Source organism: Acinetobacter towneri (genome assembly GCF_017498585.1).
Classification (GTDB): domain Bacteria; phylum Pseudomonadota; class Gammaproteobacteria; order Pseudomonadales; family Moraxellaceae; genus Acinetobacter; species Acinetobacter towneri.
This window is the reverse complement of sequence record NZ_CP071766.1, coordinates 1,433,251-1,452,400: the sequence shown is the minus strand read 5'-3', so window position 1 is coordinate 1,452,400 and position 19,150 is coordinate 1,433,251. Positions and strand designations below refer to the sequence as shown.

General features: G+C 41.3%; 19 protein-coding genes. 3 read left to right on the top strand and 16 right to left on the bottom strand.

All coding sequences use genetic code 11. The annotated features are described in order from the left end of the window. Nucleotides 1–41: 41 nt before the first annotated feature. From J4G44_RS06965 to J4G44_RS06915, 11 genes are all read right to left on the bottom strand, one after another. Complete coding sequence (locus J4G44_RS06965; RefSeq protein WP_207973539.1) at nucleotides 42–695, bottom strand: MiaE family protein; 654 nt, start codon at nucleotides 693–695, stop codon at nucleotides 42–44. Nucleotides 696–734: 39 nt separating this feature from the next. After that, nucleotides 735–1,460, bottom strand: coding sequence for a pyridoxine 5'-phosphate synthase (pdxJ, locus tag J4G44_RS06960; RefSeq protein ID WP_207973953.1), 726 nt, complete (start codon nucleotides 1,458–1,460; stop codon nucleotides 735–737). Nucleotides 1,461–1,471: 11 nt separating this feature from the next. Further along, nucleotides 1,472–2,185: a DNA repair protein RecO gene (gene recO, locus J4G44_RS06955; protein WP_178865723.1), complete on the bottom strand. Its 714-nt coding sequence runs from the start codon at nucleotides 2,183–2,185 to the stop codon at nucleotides 1,472–1,474. Between the two features lie 8 nt (nucleotides 2,186–2,193). Beyond that, a complete protein-coding gene (locus J4G44_RS06950; RefSeq protein ID WP_019837686.1) occupies nucleotides 2,194–2,394 on the bottom strand; it encodes an NF038104 family lipoprotein in 201 nt (66 codons plus the stop codon). 22 nt (nucleotides 2,395–2,416) lie between these two features. Beyond that, nucleotides 2,417–3,445: a GTPase Era gene (era, locus tag J4G44_RS06945; RefSeq protein WP_004971721.1), complete on the bottom strand. Its 1,029-nt coding sequence runs from the start codon at nucleotides 3,443–3,445 to the stop codon at nucleotides 2,417–2,419. After that, nucleotides 3,442–4,143, bottom strand: a complete 702-nt coding sequence (gene rnc / locus J4G44_RS06940) for a ribonuclease III (protein ID WP_004971722.1) — start codon at nucleotides 4,141–4,143, stop codon at nucleotides 3,442–3,444. Before rnc ends, era begins: the two co-directional genes overlap by 4 nt. Then, nucleotides 4,115–4,486, bottom strand: a complete 372-nt coding sequence (locus J4G44_RS06935; RefSeq protein ID WP_004971723.1) for a DUF4845 domain-containing protein — start codon at nucleotides 4,484–4,486, stop codon at nucleotides 4,115–4,117. Before J4G44_RS06935 ends, rnc begins: the two co-directional genes overlap by 29 nt. A gap of 24 nt (nucleotides 4,487–4,510) precedes the next feature. Next, entirely contained in the window at nucleotides 4,511–5,338 is an 828-nt protein-coding gene (lepB, locus tag J4G44_RS06930; RefSeq protein WP_004971724.1) for a signal peptidase I, read from the bottom strand. Between the two features lie 21 nt (nucleotides 5,339–5,359). Then, a complete protein-coding gene (gene lepA / locus J4G44_RS06925) occupies nucleotides 5,360–7,177 on the bottom strand; it encodes a translation elongation factor 4 (protein ID WP_207973538.1) in 1,818 nt (605 codons plus the stop codon). A 309-nt stretch (nucleotides 7,178–7,486) separates the two neighbouring features. Next, entirely contained in the window at nucleotides 7,487–7,942 is a 456-nt protein-coding gene (locus tag J4G44_RS06920) for an acyl-CoA thioesterase (protein ID WP_004971726.1), read from the bottom strand. Between the two features lie 167 nt (nucleotides 7,943–8,109). Beyond that, nucleotides 8,110–9,492, bottom strand: coding sequence for a Do family serine endopeptidase (locus J4G44_RS06915; protein WP_207973537.1), 1,383 nt, complete (start codon nucleotides 9,490–9,492; stop codon nucleotides 8,110–8,112). Nucleotides 9,493–9,823: 331 nt separating this feature from the next. Between J4G44_RS06915 and nadB the strand changes: the two genes are divergently transcribed. Next, a complete protein-coding gene (nadB, locus tag J4G44_RS06910; RefSeq protein WP_207973536.1) occupies nucleotides 9,824–11,458 on the top strand; it encodes an L-aspartate oxidase in 1,635 nt (544 codons plus the stop codon). Between the two features lie 178 nt (nucleotides 11,459–11,636). On the opposite strand, the gene mtlD is transcribed toward nadB, so the two are convergent. The 5 genes from mtlD to pabC all read right to left on the bottom strand — a co-directional run bounded on the left by mtlD (nucleotide 11,637) and on the right by pabC (nucleotide 16,991). Continuing rightward, nucleotides 11,637–13,766, bottom strand: a complete 2,130-nt coding sequence (gene mtlD / locus J4G44_RS06905; RefSeq protein WP_180168216.1) for a bifunctional mannitol-1-phosphate dehydrogenase/phosphatase — start codon at nucleotides 13,764–13,766, stop codon at nucleotides 11,637–11,639. A gap of 194 nt (nucleotides 13,767–13,960) precedes the next feature. Then, on the bottom strand, nucleotides 13,961–14,371 hold the full coding sequence (locus tag J4G44_RS06900; protein WP_207973535.1) for a PaaI family thioesterase: 411 nt from the start codon (nucleotides 14,369–14,371) through the stop codon (nucleotides 13,961–13,963). Nucleotides 14,372–14,501: 130 nt separating this feature from the next. Then, nucleotides 14,502–15,098, bottom strand: a complete 597-nt coding sequence (tmk, locus tag J4G44_RS06895) for a dTMP kinase (protein WP_207973534.1) — start codon at nucleotides 15,096–15,098, stop codon at nucleotides 14,502–14,504. A gap of 2 nt (nucleotides 15,099–15,100) precedes the next feature. Continuing rightward, nucleotides 15,101–16,165: an endolytic transglycosylase MltG gene (gene mltG / locus J4G44_RS06890; protein WP_096901105.1), complete on the bottom strand. Its 1,065-nt coding sequence runs from the start codon at nucleotides 16,163–16,165 to the stop codon at nucleotides 15,101–15,103. Beyond that, nucleotides 16,158–16,991 (bottom strand): aminodeoxychorismate lyase, encoded by an 834-nt coding sequence (gene pabC, locus J4G44_RS06885; RefSeq protein ID WP_004971738.1) that lies wholly within the window; start codon nucleotides 16,989–16,991, stop codon nucleotides 16,158–16,160. The genes mltG and pabC overlap by 8 nt, the downstream gene beginning before the upstream one ends. 160 nt (nucleotides 16,992–17,151) lie before the next feature. Here pabC and J4G44_RS06880 point away from each other — a divergent pair, with 160 nt between their 5' ends. Both J4G44_RS06880 and J4G44_RS06875 read left to right on the top strand, forming a co-directional pair. Next, on the top strand, nucleotides 17,152–18,159 hold the full coding sequence (locus J4G44_RS06880; protein ID WP_004971740.1) for a sulfate ABC transporter substrate-binding protein: 1,008 nt from the start codon (nucleotides 17,152–17,154) through the stop codon (nucleotides 18,157–18,159). Between the two features lie 319 nt (nucleotides 18,160–18,478). Further along, the gene (locus J4G44_RS06875; RefSeq protein WP_096901106.1) at nucleotides 18,479–19,084 is read left to right on the top strand and encodes an alpha/beta hydrolase; all 606 of its coding nucleotides are present in this window, start codon (nucleotides 18,479–18,481) and stop codon (nucleotides 19,082–19,084) included. The last annotated feature ends 66 nt before the right edge of the window (nucleotides 19,085–19,150 follow it).

Sequence of the window (19,150 nt, the reverse complement as noted above, 5' to 3'; positions counted from 1 at the left end):
GAAGTTCCGCTTTTATCTGCATGCAAAGTTATCTATACAGTTTAAACAGCTTGTGCAGGCACACCACTATGAAAACGGAACAGATCATCTGGACTGAGAATTAAGTTCTTTTCCACTTCACGTATATGCTGAATTCGCCCCTGAATATCTTCTTCTGGGTTTTTCAGTTTTGCTGTTTTAGCCACATCCAACGCCAGTGCCAAATAATCTTCATAATGGCGTGATTCAGATTTAAGCAAATAACGATAATACTTACCTAATTCTTCATCAACCAAAGGAGCAAGCGCATAAAAACGCTCACATGAACGCGCTTCTACAAATGCACCAATCAGCAGTACATCAATTAATGCTTCAGGCTCATAGGTTCGGATTTCTTTACGTAAACCACCTGCATAACGCCCTGCACTTAAACCTTGCCACGTTTGCCCGCGCTTTGCCATGAACTCTAGCACCTGCTCATAATGCAGCATTTCTTCGCGTACCAACTGTGCAAGTTTGACCTGTAAATCGGTAAAAAAGCTATAACGAAACATCAAGTTCATGGCTGTGCCTGCTGCTTTTTTCTCACAGTTGGCATGATCTTGCATCAAAATATCTAAATTATTTAATGCTTCATTCAACCATTCTTTAGGTGTTTCACAGCCTAAAAATGCTATTACAGGCTGCATCAATTCATCATAATTTATGCTGGACATAACGTTTCAAATTTTATCTTTCAATTTCAAATATACAGATTAACGCGCTGCATCAATCGCGGCTTTCATGCGTTTAACAGCCTGCTCCAATCCGACAAATACAGCATCACCAATTAAAGCATGACCAATATTTAACTCATGGATGTGTGGAATTGCGGCAATTGCACCTACATTATCCAAGTTCAAGCCATGCCCTGCATTAATCACTAAGCCACGGCTAGCTGCATATTCTACGCCCTGAACAATACGGGTCAATTCAGCTTGCTGTGCAGCTTCATTTTCTGCATTGGCATACGCGCCTGTATGGATTTCAATGGTCGGTGCACCACATGCAACGGCCGCATCAATTTGCGCAATATCAGCATCAATAAACAATGAAACGTCACAGCCCATTGCGGTTAATTCTTGCGTCGCAGCCTTGACAGCTTCAAAACTCCCCACAACATCTAGACCGCCTTCTGTGGTCACTTCTTCACGGCGCTCAGGTACCAAACATACATGCTGTGGACGAATTTCCTTGGCAAACTCGATCATTTCTTCGGTGACTGCCATTTCCAAATTCATGCGGGTTTTCAACAACGGACGCATACGACGCACGTCATCATCCTGAATATGACGACGATCTTCACGCAAATGCAAAGTAATCCCCTCTGCACCCGCCTGTTCACAAACTAATGCGGCCTTCACAGGGTCTGGATAGTTCGTGCCACGCGCTTGTCTTAAAGTTGCCACATGGTCAATATTGACACCGAGTAAAGCCATAATAGGTTCCTACATTACGCTTGGGTTTGAGAATTCTGAATCCACAATTGGCGACTTTTTAAAGGTCGATCACCCAACAGTGAACTAATCATTTGTCGATACAGCCGAGACAGTAATTGTAACTGCTCTGGGTTAAAATCCCTACCTTTTTCATAGTCGCACATACTGAGGATCTGTGTACCGACTAAGTTAGCCCGTGATGCTTGTGCGGTAGGGATAAAACCATCATTCAGTTGAAAATGATAATGTAGATTGGGCTGAATTGGCTCTTGGTTCGCATCGACTGAAAAATCAATCGCATAGCCTAATTCTTCCAATAATGCATGTTCAAACTGACGTAAAATTTGTCTTAAGAATAGATTGGGATTTTCTTGACTAGATAAGTGTTGTAAATGCGCCAAAGTCTGGTGATATTGCACAAAAGTTTCTGGCATTTCCACTTCGGCAGAACATAAGCGCAGCACGATTTCATTTAAATAAAAGCCTGAAAAAAATGCATCACCAAAGAAGAAAACCGGTTGATTGACAATTTCCAGCTTGGTGAAATTTTTAAGGTCTGATTTTCCCGAAGCTTGTATGCGAATCGGTTGATATTGTGGCGGTGGCATTTGTCTTAAAATACCATCAACCCGCCCATGTTCGCGGGTAAACAAGTGCACAATATGGCTACGTTCGCGGTATTTTCGATGATGGATTAAATAACCATGCAAGATTTCATTACGCATGATAGCGTCAATTAATCCTGTTCTTTAGAGGATTCTTGTTTGGATTTTTCTTCGTCATCACCATCTGGAATGACAGCACCAACTACAGCAGCAGTGCCTTTCACCACACCCTTTGTAGTTTTGTAGGCAACTTTTACGGGAACTGTCACAACTTTGTGAATACAACCTTGCAAGACAAACATACATGCCACAATGGCCAACACTTTCATCATCACAGTTCCCTTTTCGTCAAACTTAGATATCGCTATATCCTAAGCTTTTTAATGCACGTTCATCATCAGACCAACCACCTTTGACTTTCACCCAAAGCGTCAGCATGATTTTTTGCTCGAACATTTTTTCCATGTCGACCCGTGCATCCATACCAATTTTTTTCAGCTTCGCGCCTTTTTCACCAATCACAATGGCTTTTTGACCAGAGCGATCTACAAAAATAGTGGCATCAATATAGGTACATGGTGCTTTCATACGACCCGTTTTTTCATTTAAAACCGCATCTTCAGTTTTAAATGATTCGATTTGCACGGTTAAATCGTAAGGCAGTTCTTCGCCCAATTGGCGCATGATCTTTTCACGGATAATTTCAGATGCCAAGAAACGTTCTGAACGGTCTGTGATTTGATCTAGCGAATACAACGGTGGCTGGAATGGCAAATAGCGTTCAATCGTGTCACGCAAATGATCTAGGTTCGCGCCGCGCAATGCCGATACAGGTACAATTTCGGCAAAGTTCATTAACTTGGCACGTTCTTGAATAATCGGCAAAGCCTGATTTTTATTCTCAAAAGTGTCGAGTTTGTTAATCACCAGAATCACTGGCATTTCTGCATTTTTCAGCTTTTCTAGGACTAACTCATCATTTTGCGTCCATTTTTGTGCATCCACCACAAACAAAACCAAGTTCACATCACGCAAAGCAGATGATGCAGCACGGTTCATCATTTTGTTGATGGCACGGACTTCTTTTTTATGCATCCCTGGTGTGTCTACAAACACAGCCTGAGATTTTTCACGTGAATCAATTCCCACAATTTTGTGACGTGTGGTTTGCGGTTTACGTGAAGTAATGGATAGTTTTTGACCCAATAAGTGGTTCATGAGGGTCGATTTACCCACATTCGGGCGACCAACAATTGCAACAAAACCACTGCGGAAATCAGATGGAATTTCAGTTCCCTGACCGCTAAAGAACTGGTTGATTAAGTCATTGGCGTCGTTATTCGACTCGTGATCAGCATCTACGTGATCGGAATGGATGGTCATTCAGACTTTTGCTCCAAGAATTTTAAAATATCTGCCGCTACTGCCTGCTCGGCAAAGCGACGGCTTGAACCTTCACCCTTCATTACAGGTAAACTATCGACTCGGCATTCCACAATAAAATGCTGATTCGGTGCATCACCCTGAATATCTACAACCTCGTAAACCGGGAGAGGTTTTTTACGTGCTTGTAAATACTCTTGTAAACGTGATTTAGGGTCTTTGAGTTGATCGGTTGGCTCAATATGATCTAAATAAGGGCTGTACCATTTTAGCACAATCGTTTGCAGCAAATTCAAATCACCGCTATCGACATAAATAGCGCCAATAATCGCTTCTACGGTATCTGCCAGTATAGACTCACGATGATGACCGCCAGATTTCAATTCTCCCGTACTGAGAATTAAATTTTGGCTGAGCTTTAAATCATTGGCAATTTTGCCTAAGGCTTCCTGACGTACCAGTGTTGCCCGCATGCGCGTTAAACGCCCTTCATTTTCATGTGGATAAGCCACATATAAATAATTGGCAACAATCATTCCCAATAACGAATCGCCTAGAAATTCCAGACGTTCGTAATTGTGTTTATGACTCACCGAGCGGTGAGTCAAAGCCAGTTTAAGCAATTCAGGTTGCTTAAACTGATAACCGATTCGGCTGGCTAGACGGGTCTCATTTAGCTTGGACTGAGCTTTGATCAAAACTTTTCTCGAACTTCATTACAATATCAATATTCAATAAGAAAGGTTTTCTTATTTCATATTCTTTTTTCACTTCTAAACCATCTACGTTGGTCACTTGAGCTACATCTGCAAATTTAATATCGCGAATGTTGTTCATGCTTAAACGCTTGTCCATTTCACCAATAAACTTTTGTGGTGATAGGTTTTTTGGCCCATTCAACAATTGCTCTTCAATTTGATTGTCCAACATTCGATCATCGAAATATGGTCCCCAAACCGCAATTGCCACTTTTGCCATAAATGCAAAACCAATAATTGCAATTAAAATTGCAATATAGGATGCCCCTTGTTGATGACGCATTTTTTATTTTCCTAATCTGCTGTATTAATCAATTTTGCCGTTACGACTAAATGACGGCAAATTAAACCCAGGCTCTTTATGCATCCACACATAGAATGCACGACCTGTTAGGTTTTCCTCTGGTACAAAACCCCAAAAACGACTGTCAGCACTTTGATCGCGGTTATCCCCCATCGCGAAGTAATGACCTTCAGGTACTTTGACTTCCCAATATAAACCATTTTCTGCTGAATATTTACCATTGTCTACATAGTTCAGGAATGGTGCCTGACGCGCCACGTTTACACCTTCAAGCTCGCGCATGGTAAATGTATGCGCCCCTAAAGTTTCCTGATGGTAAATTGAAGTAGGTGTATCTAGACTGTCTTTTTCACGGCTAAACTGGATTGGGGTTTTCGTTACTTTCTCGCCATTAATGCTCAGCTGACCATGATCATAAACAATATGATCGCCTGGTAAACCGACAATACGCTTAATATAACTAATGCTTGGTTGTGGTGGATAACGGAACACCGCAACTTCGCCACGCTCAGGCGAACCCACATCTATAATTTTGCTGTTAATAATTGGCAAACGCACGCCATATTCAAACTTGTTCACCAAAATAAAATCGCCCGTTTCTAAGGTTGGCACCATAGAATCTGACGGAATATTAAATGGTTCATACAGGAATGAACGCAGTACCATCACCACTGCCAAAACAGGCCAAAAATCATAAGCCCATGTGATAATGAAGTTTTCATTGCCTCGCCCTTTCGTTGCTCTTTGCTTAAATACAAATTTATCGAGCAGCCACACCGCAATAAAAAATAATGTGGCAGGAACGAGAATCAAATTAAAATCAAAATCCATGGGCTTGTTATCCTTATAATTTTAGCGATCGACTTTTAATACAGCCAAGAATGCTTCTTGTGGAATTTCAACACTTCCCACTTGCTTCATACGTTTCTTACCTTCTTTTTGCTTGGCAAGTAGTTTCTTCTTACGAGAAACGTCACCGCCATAACACTTCGCAAGTACGTTTTTACGCATCGCTTTCACGGTTGAACGCGCAATAATTTGCGCACCAATCGCAGCCTGAATAGCCACATCAAACATTTGACGCGGAATCAAGTCTTTCATTTTTTCAACCAAGGCAATACCACGGTGACGTGCATCTTGACGGTGGCAAATCATCGCTAAGGCATCGACTTTTTCACCGTTAATCAGTACATCGACTTTAACCAAAGATGAGCTTTCAAAACGGACAAAGTTATAATCTAACGATGCAAAACCACGTGAACATGACTTCAATTTATCAAAGAAGTCCATCACGACTTCTGCCATCGGAATTTCAAAAGTAATGGACACTTGGTTACCCAAGAATTTCATGTCTTTTTGCACACCACGACGCTCAATACATAGGGTCATGACGTTACCCAAGTATTCTTGCGGCACTAAAATATGACATTCCGCAATCGGTTCACGTAAATCTTCTACAGTTGAACCATCAGGCATTTTAGATGGACTGTCGATATACACCGTTTCGCCATTTTTCATCACGGCTTCATAAATAACCGTTGGTGCCGATGAAATTAGGTCTAAATCGTACTCACGCTCTAAACGCTCTTGTACGATTTCCATGTGCAACATGCCCAAGAAACCACAACGGAAACCAAAGCCTAAAGCATCTGAACTTTCAGGTTCAAAGAACAAAGCTGAGTCGTTAATTTGTAGTTTGTGCAAGGCTTCACGGAACGGTTCAAAGTCGCTGGCATCAATTGGGAATAAACCTGCATAAACCTGCGGCTTAACTTTTTTAAAGCCTGGTAAGGTTTCTACTTCTGGTGTAGTTGCGAGTGTGATGGTATCACCCACTGGCGCACCAAAAATATCTTTAATACCCGCAATAACAAAGCCAACTTCACCTGCTTCCAAAATACCTGTTTCGGTATGTTTTGGATTAAAAATACCAACTGAGGTAATAATGTGCGTTTGACCTGTCGATTTCATCAACATTTTATCGCCTTTACGCACGCGACCTTGCTTGATACGTACCAGCGACACAACGCCCAAATAGTTATCAAACCATGAGTCAATAATTAAGGCTTGCAATGGCGCATCACGATCACCTTGTGGTGCAGGAATGACATTCACCAAGGTTTCTAATACATTGTCGATGCCTAAACCTGTTTTAGCCGAACAGGTGGGTGCATCTTGCGCTTCGATACCAATAATTTCTTCAATTTCATGAATCACGCGCTCAGGTTCTGCCTGCGGTAAATCAATTTTATTCAGTACAGGTAAAACTTCTAAGCCTTGCTCAATTGCGGTATAGCAGTTTGCAACTGATTGCGCTTCTACCCCTTGTGCCGCATCGACTACCAATAGCGCACCTTCACAAGCTGCCAAAGAACGTGATACTTCATAGGAAAAGTCAACGTGTCCCGGGGTATCAATGAAGTTTAATTGGTATTCCTGACCATTTGGATGGTTGTAGTATAAAGTCACCGAGGTGGCTTTAATGGTAATCCCACGCTCACGCTCAAGCTCCATAGAATCCAACACCTGAGCTTGCATCTCACGATCTTGTAAACCACCACAGGTTTGAATGAAACGATCTGCTAGAGTCGATTTACCATGGTCAATATGGGCAATGATCGAAAAGTTACGGATGTTTTTAATATCAACAGTTTTTTTAGCTTGCGCCATGGGTTACCTTGAAAAATAACACGCTCTGCACATTAAAATTCATGCAGAGCAAAAGCCGAATAGAAATTGCGAAGGATTATAGCAGATGGATTTTTCAATGTATCCATAATAATGACTTCCTTTTGCAGCCTCACGCGTTTTTCTTTTTATTCGAGAGTTTTAGGCTTTTTATGCAGAGATGTGTGTCGTAATTAAAGTGAGAATTGAAGAATACTTCATGCTATTTGAAACAGGTGAATACCCTCTTTAACAACATCGACAGCAATAACATGCAGCAACTTTCAATGACGCTACACTTGGTGCTTCAACTCATCTTAATGAATCATACTCACTAAAATCCAACGGATTCACATCAGCAGCAAGGGGTTGATAGGCTTGCGTAAATGTCGGTGACATGCGTTTTGGACGACCTGTAGCAATTTCCACACAAGCCCATTGTGTATTGCCCATAAACAGCAGACTTTTATCCTGAGGGCGATAAAACGCATATTGGCGGAATGAATACAACGCATTCAAATCACTTAACCATGTACGCAAAATCAGCTCCTCACCTTCGAGTGCCGCTTTACGATATTGCACATGATGTTCCACCGCCACCATCGCATGTTTTAGTTTTAAGTATTCCAGCACCCCTAAACCTAATGTTTCGATATGTGCCGATGCTACATCCTGCATCCACTGCACATACACCACATTATTGACATGCCCTAAAATATCAATATGTTCTGGCTGTACGGTGATTTTTAAATCAAATATGCTGCTCATGTCATCCTTTTAACTAAAACGGCGATGTCGGTCTAGTCTAACAAAAATACCGAGTTACATAAAAAAAGTCGCTCCAGTTCAAGAGCGACTTTCTTAAAATAAGTGACTATCTAAAGTTTAGCAATATGCTAAATTTAGTTAGATTTACGATTTTATGCCACTTCAACTTATTGAATACGCATGCCAATAATCGCACGTTGTCCTTGACGAATTATCACCACACGTGCAATAGTGCCTTGTTTCAAGGTAGATACTGTTTCAACAAATTGGTTGGCATTTTGAATTGGCGTATTATTCAGTTGTACCACCACATCGCCAGGCATAATACGCGCCTGAGCTGCTGAACCACCACGACGCACTTCCTGAATGAGCACACCACCTTTAATATCTAACTGGCGTTGTTCTGCAACAGTTAAATCACGAATAGACACACCTAAGACAGGGCCTTTAGCAGCAGTTTCAGGGTTGTTTTTTGCAGGCGTATCATCAGGTGCTGTACTGACTGTAGCGGTAATATTACGGCGTTTGTCATCACGTAATACTTCAAGCTGAATACTCTGATTTGGCACTGAACGGTTTAAATAGTTCAACAATTCAGACGTTCTGGAAATAGGTGTGCCGTTGTATTTAAGAATCACATCGCCCGCGCGCAAACCTGCACGTGCCGCAGGTGAGTTTGGTGCAACTTGAGTAATTAATGAACCTTCAGGCTTACTGAGTTTATAAGATTCTGCCAAATTGCGGTCAATATCTTGCAAACTCACCCCTAAATAAGAACGAGTCACTTTACCGTTACGCTTTAACTGATCGGCAACATCCATGGCAACATCAATAGGAATGGAGAATGACAAGCCCATATAACCACCCGTACCACTAAAAATACGGGAGTTCACGCCGACCACTTCACCGCGCTGGTTAAATAGTGGCCCGCCTGAGTTACCTGGGTTAAGCGCCACATCGGTCTGAATAAATGGCACTGAAGTTTCACCCATCATATTCCGCATTTTGGCACTGACAATCCCTGCCGATGCAGAATAGTCAAATCCAAATGGAGACCCAATTGCAAGTACAGGCTCACCCACACGCAATTGATCGACATTGCCTGTACGCAGTTCTGGATAACTGCTGCCCTGCACTTTTAATAACGCGACATCGGTACGTTCATCACTACCCACGACAGTTGCATCAAGTTCACGGCGGTCATTCAGTACAATGGTAACTTTAGAAGCATCTTCAACAACGTGGTGATTGGTTAAAAGGTATCCATCTTTACTGATAAAAAAGGCACTGCCGTAACCTGTTTTTTCTTGTGGAATTTGCTGTTGAGGAATAATCACTTGATTGCCAAAAAAACGGCGTAAAATTTCTGGAACTTGTTGTTGTAAGAGTTCTTCCTGACTCATTTTTTTGACAACATTGACACTCACCACCGCAGGACTAACCTGCTCAACCAAATTAGAAAAGTCTACTGGTGGTGCTGCTTGAGTCTGCACAGTTGCCATAGTAAAAACAGCCGCATATAAACCTTTTTTTAAGTTGCGATTTTTCATAAATAGCATTCACTCAATAATAATTATGACTTTGAACTCACCTTATTTAGCACAAAATAATAGGCTTTTGCGTAATAAAATGTTGAATCTTTTTCAATTACGGTTTGGCAGGCACTGTGGAGGATAGCTGAGATAGCATCTTATATTTGACCCATCAAAAATGATGCGCCAAAGTGCTATAAATGAAAAGCGTGGAATCGAATCACAATAAAAGTGGGATATTCCATAAAAGTTGCCAGTTTATTCTTTTTTTTCATTATTCAAATCCACTTCGCACTTGCCTTTTTCTGTAAAAAGGGGTGTCATTATCCAACTTTTTTCAAATTAGCTGATGGACATGTCTAATTTAAACACAACACATCAATTTGATGTGATTATTGTGGGAAGTGGTGGTGCAGGTTTGAGTTTAGCGCTCTCATTACCCCAGCATTTCAAAATCGCCGTTTTGGCAAAATCTACCCTCACTGAAGCCAGCACCTTCTATGCGCAAGGCGGTGTCGCGGCAGTGCTTGATGAAACAGATTCAATTGAACAACACATAGATGACACTATGATTGCAGGTGCGCATTTATGTGAAATGGATGCCGTCAAACAAACCGTAGAAGGCGGCAAACCTTCGGTAGATTTTCTGCTGAGACAAGGTGTTCAATTTACTTTAGATGAACAAGAACAGTTGCACTTAACCCGTGAAGGCGGTCACTCACAGCGACGTATTATTCATGCAGCCGATGCAACAGGACGCGCAATTTCGACCACTTTAGTACAACGTGTCCAAGAACAGCAAAACATCACCATTTTTGAAAATTTTATTGCGATTGACCTAATTACCTCGCAAAAATTAGGTTTAAATGAAAGCAATCGCACTTTAGGCTTATATGCACTAGATGAAAAAACACAAAAAGTGCATAGCTTCCTTGCTCCGTTTACCGCACTTGCCTGCGGTGGTGCAATGAAAGCCTATCTATATACATCTAACCCAGACATTGCCACAGGTGATGGTATGGCCATGGCATACCGTGCAGGTTGCCGTGTGGCAAATATGGAGTTTAATCAATTCCACCCGACCTGTTTGTATCATCCCCAAGCACGTTCGTTTTTAATTACTGAAGCCATGCGTGGTGAAGGTGCATATTTGCGTTTACCCGATGGTGAGCGTTTTATGCTGCGTTTTGATGAGCGTGCAGAGTTGGCACCACGTGACATTGTCGCACGTGCAATTGACTATGAAATCAAACGCTTAGGTATTCGCCATGTGTGGTTAGACATCACTCATAAACCTGCAGAATTTGTAAAGGAACACTTCCCAACGCTGTATGCACGTTTACTGGAATTGGGTATTGATATCACCACTGATATGATTCCTGTTGTACCTGCTGCCCACTACACTTGTGGTGGTGTGATGGTGGATGAACATAGCCAAACCGATATTGCAGGTTTATATGCGATTGGTGAAACTTCTTATACAGGTTTGCATGGCGCTAACCGTATGGCAAGTAACTCTCTTTTAGAATGTTTTGTCTATGGAATGGTGGCCGCAAAACATATTGAAGCTCATTACACCGCAGATTATAGCTCGCCTGACGTCCCTGCTTGGGATGATTCTCAAGTCACTAACCCTGACGAAGATGTGGTGATTTTACAAAACTGGGATGAGCTACGCGCAACCATGTGGAACTATGTCGGCATTGTACGCACCACCAAGCGTTTAGAGCGTGCCTTACACCGCATTGAAATGCTGAAACGTGAAATCACCGAGTATTATCAGGACTATCAAGTCAGTAAAAACTTAATTGAACTGCGTAATTTGGTTTTAGTTTCGGAAATGATTGTGCGCTGTGCCATGCAACGCAAAGAATCGCGTGGTTTACACTTCACGCTAGATTATCCTGAACTCGCACCTGAATTGCGTAAGACTGTGCTTATTCCACCAAATTTCCAAGTGGAAACCCCATTGGTGAATGAGTGATCTGATTGCTTGTTACACAACAGCATTTGCATAAAAGTATCTGTGAATAAAGTGCATTTGAATTCTAATGCAAGAAAGCACCGAATCGTGTTCCATAACACGATTCGGTATTTTATCATTTTGAATATGATGACGTTAACTTACTAAACCTCCCCCCAAGAATTCATCAAGTTGATTTTTAGATTACGGCTGCAACTTGAGTACCATCTTGAATAAATGCTTCTAAGCGAACTTGACCAGCCAATAGTTGCTGTAATTGGTGGCTAATTATGTACTGCAATTGCTGCCGTGTTTGTTCGTCTATAGGCGCATTTTGCAATTGTTTTGACAAATGCTGTAATGCTGCTTGAGCCCCCAACTGCTGCATTTTAATTGCATACAGATAGCCCAACACCACTCCTTTCTGCACATAATTTGCAGCTAAATCATGCTGCAGATGATAAATCAAAGCACCCATCACCCGTTCATTGGCTGAGAGTTTACGCAAAGGGTCACGTGCCACACGCTGACACGGGTCTTTATAGGCATGTTCACATGAGTCCAGAAAGCTCTGTGCCAGATGCTTTAAGTTTTGCTGACGATGCGGCAACTGTGCAGCTAATCCCAACGCTACTTGTGCCGAAACAGCGCGGGTAAAATCTGCAACCAATGGGTCTGCCATTGCGACACCAATACTGTTATGCCCTATTAAACTGGATAACCAAGCCATCATGGCATGTACACCATTCCATAAACGATTTTTAATGAGTTGGATTTCGGCAATATCATCTACCAAAATCATTTGACGCATGTGTTGCAATAATGGACTGGCATTTTCCACATAAATAGGCATGTCACTTTCAGCATGAAATAAAATTAAATCCATACTTTGCAAAATGTGACTGGGCTGAAAATTGCGTCTTAAATCTTCTACATATAAGGTGGCTTGACGCTCTTGCTCAGGCTGCAATCGAGTATTGTCTTCAATTTCAATTGGCTCTGCTTCGTCATCCAACTGAAATTGCTTAAAAATATTATACTTGATGCGTAATTGGCGATATAAGTTTTGATCGCTTAATTTAGAGACCATTCTATTTACGACAGTATCGCAAAAATAATGCTGCGCCATAATTTTGGCTGCCGTATCGGGATCCAACAACGCCTCTAACGCCTGATGAATATGCGTCATCAAGAGCTGTTTTGCCCCAACTTTATTTAAAATTACCAAAATAGTTAAAGGCTGATGGAGTTCAAATTGCGCTATAAAACGGGCATATAAGCCCTGCGCAATTACTTTAGCCTCTTGCTGTAAAGCATGTTCAGGCAAACATAATGCAATTAGGCTCGACTCCACATACATTTGCTGCATCTGCTGCAAGTTCTCCGCATCAATGATGTGCATATTTTCAATTCGTTCATCATAAGAACATTGTCCATAACGAATTGAATACGTTCCAAAGGCGTTTACTGCAGAACGATATAAGGTATTCCGTGTAGAAGCATAAATACGTTTAGGACGGGTATAGCCATCCCAGTGCGATAAAATTTGGGCCAAATAGCCCCCACCTATTGCACCAAAACCATGAATCCCCACACTCAACTGATTTAAAGTTTGCGGGAAGGCCTCTTGTAAACTCGGCATTTCCAATACAGGAATAACTTGATTTAAGTCATCTAAATAAGCTTGCATACTTGCGTAATAATGCTGCGTGAGTAACAACATATTAGCATTAGGTTTTTTGATATCCCGAAATAGTATGGTTATGCCGCCCGCTGCATGTGCAGATTTGATTCCATTTTCAGAATCTTCCAGCATGAAACATTCGCTGGGTTCTAGATTAATTTTTTGTGCGGCTGTTATAAAAATTTCAGGATGTGGCTTGCCCTGTTGCACCTCATCGCCACAAACTAATACATCAAAAAACTTATAGACATTGGCATTAATCAAATATTCTTCGGCAATGGCACGACGACTAGACGTAGCAACCGCCATTCTCAAGCCAGACTTTCGTAACCGCTCTAATACCTGCAACAAACCTTTTTTAATGGGCACACCAAAATTGCGCACACTTTCTAGTTCTAGTTCATCAGCACGCTGACGGATCTCACGGTAAGGAATGTCTGCACCATATTCTGCTTGCGCCAGTTGTTCAGCGCTCTTTGCACTCAAACCCAAACATTGCATGAGGTATACGTCTGAAAATTCAACGCCAATGAGCTCCTGAGATGCCTGCTTCAATGTTTGAAACCGTAATCGTTCAGTATCAAACATTGTTCCATCCATATCAAAGATTGCTCCATGAACAATATTGTTCTTAAATTTAAGCATTTAGCTCCCTTGTTTTATCACTTACGGGTTGCTAGCTTAGACAAAAGCAGATTTGATCTATATGAAAAACATAAAATGAAATATTTGTGATTATTTTTTAACCAATCAAACCCTGATTTTCATGTAGTATGTGTACATATGTAACCACATGGTAAATATAAGTAACTAAAATTAAGATAAAGCTGACTTTATTCTCAGCCAATCTGTGGAATCGAATACGTCCCTGTGACATGCGCCACGGCATCATCTACACCTTCGGAATATACCCAAACCTCACCGACCGCGAGGTTTTTCCCTACTTTCATTAAGCGACATTCACCACGTAAATTACGCCCTGCTGCGGGCTTGCGTAAAAAGTTGATGTTTAAGTTGCTAGTGACCGCCAAAGCCACCAAACCCAACTCCCCTAAAATGGCGATATAAAGTGCATAGTCTGCAACAGTCATCATGGTCGGCCCCGATACTGTGCCGCCTGGGCGTAAATCACGTTCATCGATGTGATAATTTACCAATGCGCCACGTGGCGTGATGGACACAATTTCACATTTTTCCAGACTTTGCGGAAACTCTACTTTTAAAAATTCAATAATTTCTTCTTTGGTCATACTTACTATTCGCTATTTTTAAAATAAAAAAATCTTCTAAAGCATTTCCACTATAGAAGATTTTTCCATTTAATCAAATGTATAACTATGACCAATTGGCTTATTATGCATTTGTTTGTTATACCTTCGCTTACAAATAGTCCATCGCCTGTGCAAATACTTGATCAGGGTTTTGTGTTGCATCTAAACGCTTCACTCGCTCAGGATGTCGCTCCCACAAAGTTTGATAGCCGCCTCTTACTTTCTCAAAGAAAGTTGCTTTCTCTTGTTCAAAACGGTCAAGCTCTCCACGCGCTCGTGCACGGGTCATACCCAGTTCAATCGGTGCATCGAGCCAAAAAGTTAAGTCAGGCATACGTGTGACAAAGTTATTATTTAAAGTCTGCAACTTGCTTTCACTCAAACCACGTCCCGCACATTGATAAGCAAAACTGGCATCACTAAAACGGTCACATAGCACGGTTTTTCCTGCAGCAAGTGCTGGTAAAATCACCTGATCTAAATGCTGGGCACGCGCTGCATACATCAACAATAACTCAGTGTCTGAACACATTTTTTCTTCATGGTTGACCGCGAGCAACAAAGCACGAATTTGCTCTGCCATAGAGGTTCCACCCGGTTCACGGGTTAAAACCACCGACTGACCTTGTGCAGTAAAATAATCATGAATACGGCGAATAAGTGTAGTTTTGCCTACCCCTTCAGTACCTTCAAAACTGATAAACATGCTTATTCCCCTGATTTTTTCGTGCGTAGTACGTTTAAATATTCCTGTACGGCACGGTTATGATCTTGCAAATTGGTGCTAAATTTATGCCCACCGTTACCTGTCGCCACAAAATAAATGTTGTCAGATTGATCTGGATGCATCGCCGCTTCAATGGCTTTTTGACTTGGCAATGCAATTGGCGTTGGCGTTAAACCACTCATGGTATAGGTGTTGTATGGCGTTGGAGTGCGTAAATCCTGACGGGTAATATTGCCCTGATAACGCTCTCCCATACCATAAATCACGGTTGGGTCAGTCTGTAAACGCATCCCCAGTTTTAAACGACGTACAAACACACCTGAAACTTGCTCTAATTCCGCATCAACATTGGTTTCTTTTTCAATAATAGATGCCATGATTAAAGCTTCATATTTATTTTTATAGGGCAAATCTGCTGCACGATTATTCCAAGCATCATCCAATGATTTCATTTGACGCTGATACAAATCGGTTAAAATTTTACGGTCAGTTTCACCTTTGGCAAAGAAATAAGTATTCGGCGCAAATAAACCTTCGGGATGTGTAAAAGGAATATTTAAAGCTTTTAGCATTTGATCATATGGCAAATGCGACACTTCTTTGGTGACCAACTCATCTTTCTTTAACGCATCAATCAATTGTTTAAAAGTCGTGCCTTCGATCACCAAAATACGGTTCATTTGTGCATTTTCAGCATTGGCGATCATTTCCATAACCTGACGCACACTCATGCCCTGACGGACTTCATACACGCCTTTTTTCATGCTGTCGTGAATCATCACTCGTTGATAGAGCTTTAAAACAATTGGAAAATTCACATGATCTTGTTCTGCCAAACGATCAATAAAGCGTGAATAGGTATCACCATCATTAATCGCCAATAATTGTTTTTTGCCTTCAACAGGATAATCTTTAAATAAGCTTGACCATAAGATCATGCCAATGACCAAAAACAGTCCGAGTACAAAAATAAGCGCACCCTGAATAGCACGCTTAGACCATATAGGTTTGGTTTTCTTTTTAGATTTTGATGGACGCTTAGACATAAGAATGAATCTGATTCAGTTGAAGTTGCTTAAATAGTTCCACACACGGCTGCACATCTAAAACCTGCTGCCCTAAATGGCTGACAATTTTCATGGGCGTTAAGGCATTACAGAAAAACAGACTTTGAATCTGCGCAATTTCCGAAACATGAACATCACGCTGTTCACAATGCAAATTCTGTTGTTGCATGCGCGATAAAATTTCTGCCCGCATGACACCGTGCACGCCATTATAACCAAGTTGCGGGGTAATCCATGTATTGTTTATACGAATGAAACAATTACTACTCACACCTTCAACCACACTGCCCTGTACATCAGTAACCAAAGCTTCTGTCCAGCCTTTTTGATCGGCTTCTTGTTTGAGCAATACCTGTTCAAGTCGGTTTAGACTTTTCAGCCCAACTAAATTCGGCATGCTTAGTCCAATCGCTTGTGCCAAGATGCCACTTTGAATGATGTCATAATGATATGCCGTATCTAAAGCCGCTTGTACTTGTGGATAGAAAAACACCCAAACATCGGCAGGATGATCAGGCAAGCTGTAGCCACGCTGCCCCACACCACGACTTAAAACAATCTTCAAAGTACCATTTAACTCGCCATGCGCCTGCTTTAAAATTGTCAGCGTTTCAGTGATTAACTCAAGATTGGCATTTAAAGAAAGTTGGCGATTGGCATATTGCAAACGCGCCAAATGGCGGTCAAATAATTCAATTTGATTTTGGCGAAAACGTGCAGTGCTAAAGCATCCATCACCATAATGAAACGCGCGATCTAACACATGAATCTGCTCGGTAGGCTTGGCATTTTTATAACACTGCATGGAAGAAGTACTCGTTATTTATCTCTAAATATAGAAAACAATGAAGAAATTTATATTTATCATTTACTGATATTCACCGCATTTTAAATTATTTTTTCAGCAAATAGACTACCGATATGCTTGCCTCATTCAACAACAGATTTAATACCTGAGGTCAAACATGAACTTTACAAAACTGAAAATTGGACTACTGGCGGCAGTACTTTCGGCAACAACCTTGAGCGTTTCTGCAAAAGACTTTCTGAATGTTTCCTACGATCCAACCCGTGAATTATACGATAACTTTAACAAAGATTTTGGTGCGTACTGGAAAAAAGCCACCGGGCAAAACATTAACTTTAAACAATCACATGGCGGTTCGGGCAAACAGGCACGTGCGGTGATTGATGGTCTAGGTGCCGATGTCGTGACTTTGGCACTGGCTGCCGATATTGATGAAATTGCTAAACGCGGTCTATTACCTAAAGACTGGCAAAAGAAATTTCCGCACAACTCGACCCCTTATACATCCACAATTGTATTTTTAGTGCGTAAAGGCAACCCGAAAGGTATTCGAGATTGGGGCGATTTGGTCAAACCTGGTGTGGAAATCATTACTCCAAATCCAAAAACATCTGGCGGTGCACGCTGGAACTATTTGGCAGCGTGGGCATGGGCAAAACATCAACCTGCGGGCAATGATGCTAAAGCGCAAGAGTTTGTTCGCCAAATTTATAAACAAACCAAAGTATTGGATTCAGGCGCACGTGGCTCAACCACCACTTTTGCAGAACGTGGCATTGGTGATGTTTTGTTAGCTTGGGAAAATGAAGCCTATTTAGCCGTGCGTGAACAACCGGGTAAATTTGAGATCATCACGCCTTCTCTATCTATTTTGGCTGAACCGCCTGTGGCGATTGTAGAGAAAAATGTGCAAAAAGATGGCAATCAACACTTAGCCAAAGCCTATTTAAACTATCTCTATTCGCCTGCGGGTCAAAACATTGCTGCGAAGAATTATTACCGACCACGTAATGCTACGGTGTTGGCACAATATAAGTCGCAATTTAAACCATTGAAGTTGGTGACGATTGATCAAGAGTTTGGTGGATGGAGCAAAGTTCAGAAGCAACACTTTGAAAATGATGGCATTTTCGATCAGATTGTCAAAGCCAACCAAACCAAATAATACTCCGAAAGGTAAATCATACCAAAGCTCTAGCTGAAAACACCCAAATTGAAAAATGCGGGTGTTTTCACAAACGCATTTTTACCTGATTCACATATATCTCTTTTATTCATATAAAATTCATTTTTAATTATTTTTTTTGCATAGAAACTCTAGTTATCCTTGTTGCAGATTATTTAAAACATGAATTTTACAGCATTATCTTACTGAGTTTTGAATCCAAGTGATCACAGCCAAAGCTGAAAATGATGGGTTCAATTCATATTCAAGCGTTATTCAGATCATTATTTCAGGCTGAAATATGCGAAGGAGCATCGACATGATTCATACCGTAATTGTTCCAGGTGTAGGTGGCAGTGAATATGCGCACTGGCAATCTTGGTTACAACGACAACTCATGTCTTGCTCGCGTGTACAACAGTCAGACTGGAATAGCCCAATTTTACAGAACTGGGTTGCTGAATTTGTCAAAACAGTTGCCCCGATTCAGAACGATATTCAAATTGTGGCGCACAGCTTTGGTTGTCTGACCACAGTGGCAGCCTTAGCACAGCAACCTAAATTGCAGGCGAAAATTAAAAATGTGGTTTTGGTTGCACCTGCTAACCCTGCCCGTTTTGGTGAATCTGGTTTTGCACAACACAGCCAAAGCAATTATTCGGCTTATTTTCAGCAACTTAAATTGGCTGTACCGACACGCTTATTGATCAGTGAAAATGACCCGTGGCTAAGTTTTGCAGATGCACAGGCACTTGCCCAAGCATGGCAATTAACACCGATTAATTTAGGACAAGTGGGTCATATTAATGTTGCATCAGGCTTTGGGGCATTTCCTGAAATTTATGATTATTTGATTGCAGAAAATATGCAATCACATATCAGTATTTCTGATAACAACAAGTATTTATTCAAATTTGCAATTTAATCTTCGCAAATTATGCTTGTGCCGAATTTATCTTTTACTTTTATCTGTTTGTTTTCAAACACTCAT

Coding starts and splice junctions, on each gene's coding strand:
- J4G44_RS06935 (WP_004971723.1), bottom strand. CDS start 4,486: ATGCGTCATCAACAAGGGGCATCCTATATTGCAATTTTAATTGCAATT.
- J4G44_RS06915 (WP_207973537.1), bottom strand. CDS start 9,492: ATGAAAAATCGCAACTTAAAAAAAGGTTTATATGCGGCTGTTTTTACT.
- lepA (WP_207973538.1), bottom strand. CDS start 7,177: ATGGCGCAAGCTAAAAAAACTGTTGATATTAAAAACATCCGTAACTTT.
- mtlD (WP_180168216.1), bottom strand. CDS start 13,766: ATGCTTAAATTTAAGAACAATATTGTTCATGGAGCAATCTTTGATATG.
- J4G44_RS06920 (WP_004971726.1), bottom strand. CDS start 7,942: ATGAGCAGCATATTTGATTTAAAAATCACCGTACAGCCAGAACATATT.
- era (WP_004971721.1), bottom strand. CDS start 3,445: ATGACCATCCATTCCGATCACGTAGATGCTGATCACGAGTCGAATAAC.
- pabC (WP_004971738.1), bottom strand. CDS start 16,991: ATGCAGTGTTATAAAAATGCCAAGCCTACCGAGCAGATTCATGTGTTA.
- J4G44_RS06900 (WP_207973535.1), bottom strand. CDS start 14,371: ATGACCAAAGAAGAAATTATTGAATTTTTAAAAGTAGAGTTTCCGCAA.
- J4G44_RS06950 (WP_019837686.1), bottom strand. CDS start 2,394: ATGATGAAAGTGTTGGCCATTGTGGCATGTATGTTTGTCTTGCAAGGT.
- lepB (WP_004971724.1), bottom strand. CDS start 5,338: ATGGATTTTGATTTTAATTTGATTCTCGTTCCTGCCACATTATTTTTT.
- mltG (WP_096901105.1), bottom strand. CDS start 16,165: ATGTCTAAGCGTCCATCAAAATCTAAAAAGAAAACCAAACCTATATGG.
- J4G44_RS06880 (WP_004971740.1), top strand. CDS start 17,152: ATGAACTTTACAAAACTGAAAATTGGACTACTGGCGGCAGTACTTTCG.
- J4G44_RS06875 (WP_096901106.1), top strand. CDS start 18,479: ATGATTCATACCGTAATTGTTCCAGGTGTAGGTGGCAGTGAATATGCG.
- tmk (WP_207973534.1), bottom strand. CDS start 15,098: ATGTTTATCAGTTTTGAAGGTACTGAAGGGGTAGGCAAAACTACACTT.
- J4G44_RS06965 (WP_207973539.1), bottom strand. CDS start 695: ATGTCCAGCATAAATTATGATGAATTGATGCAGCCTGTAATAGCATTT.
- nadB (WP_207973536.1), top strand. CDS start 9,824: ATGGACATGTCTAATTTAAACACAACACATCAATTTGATGTGATTATT.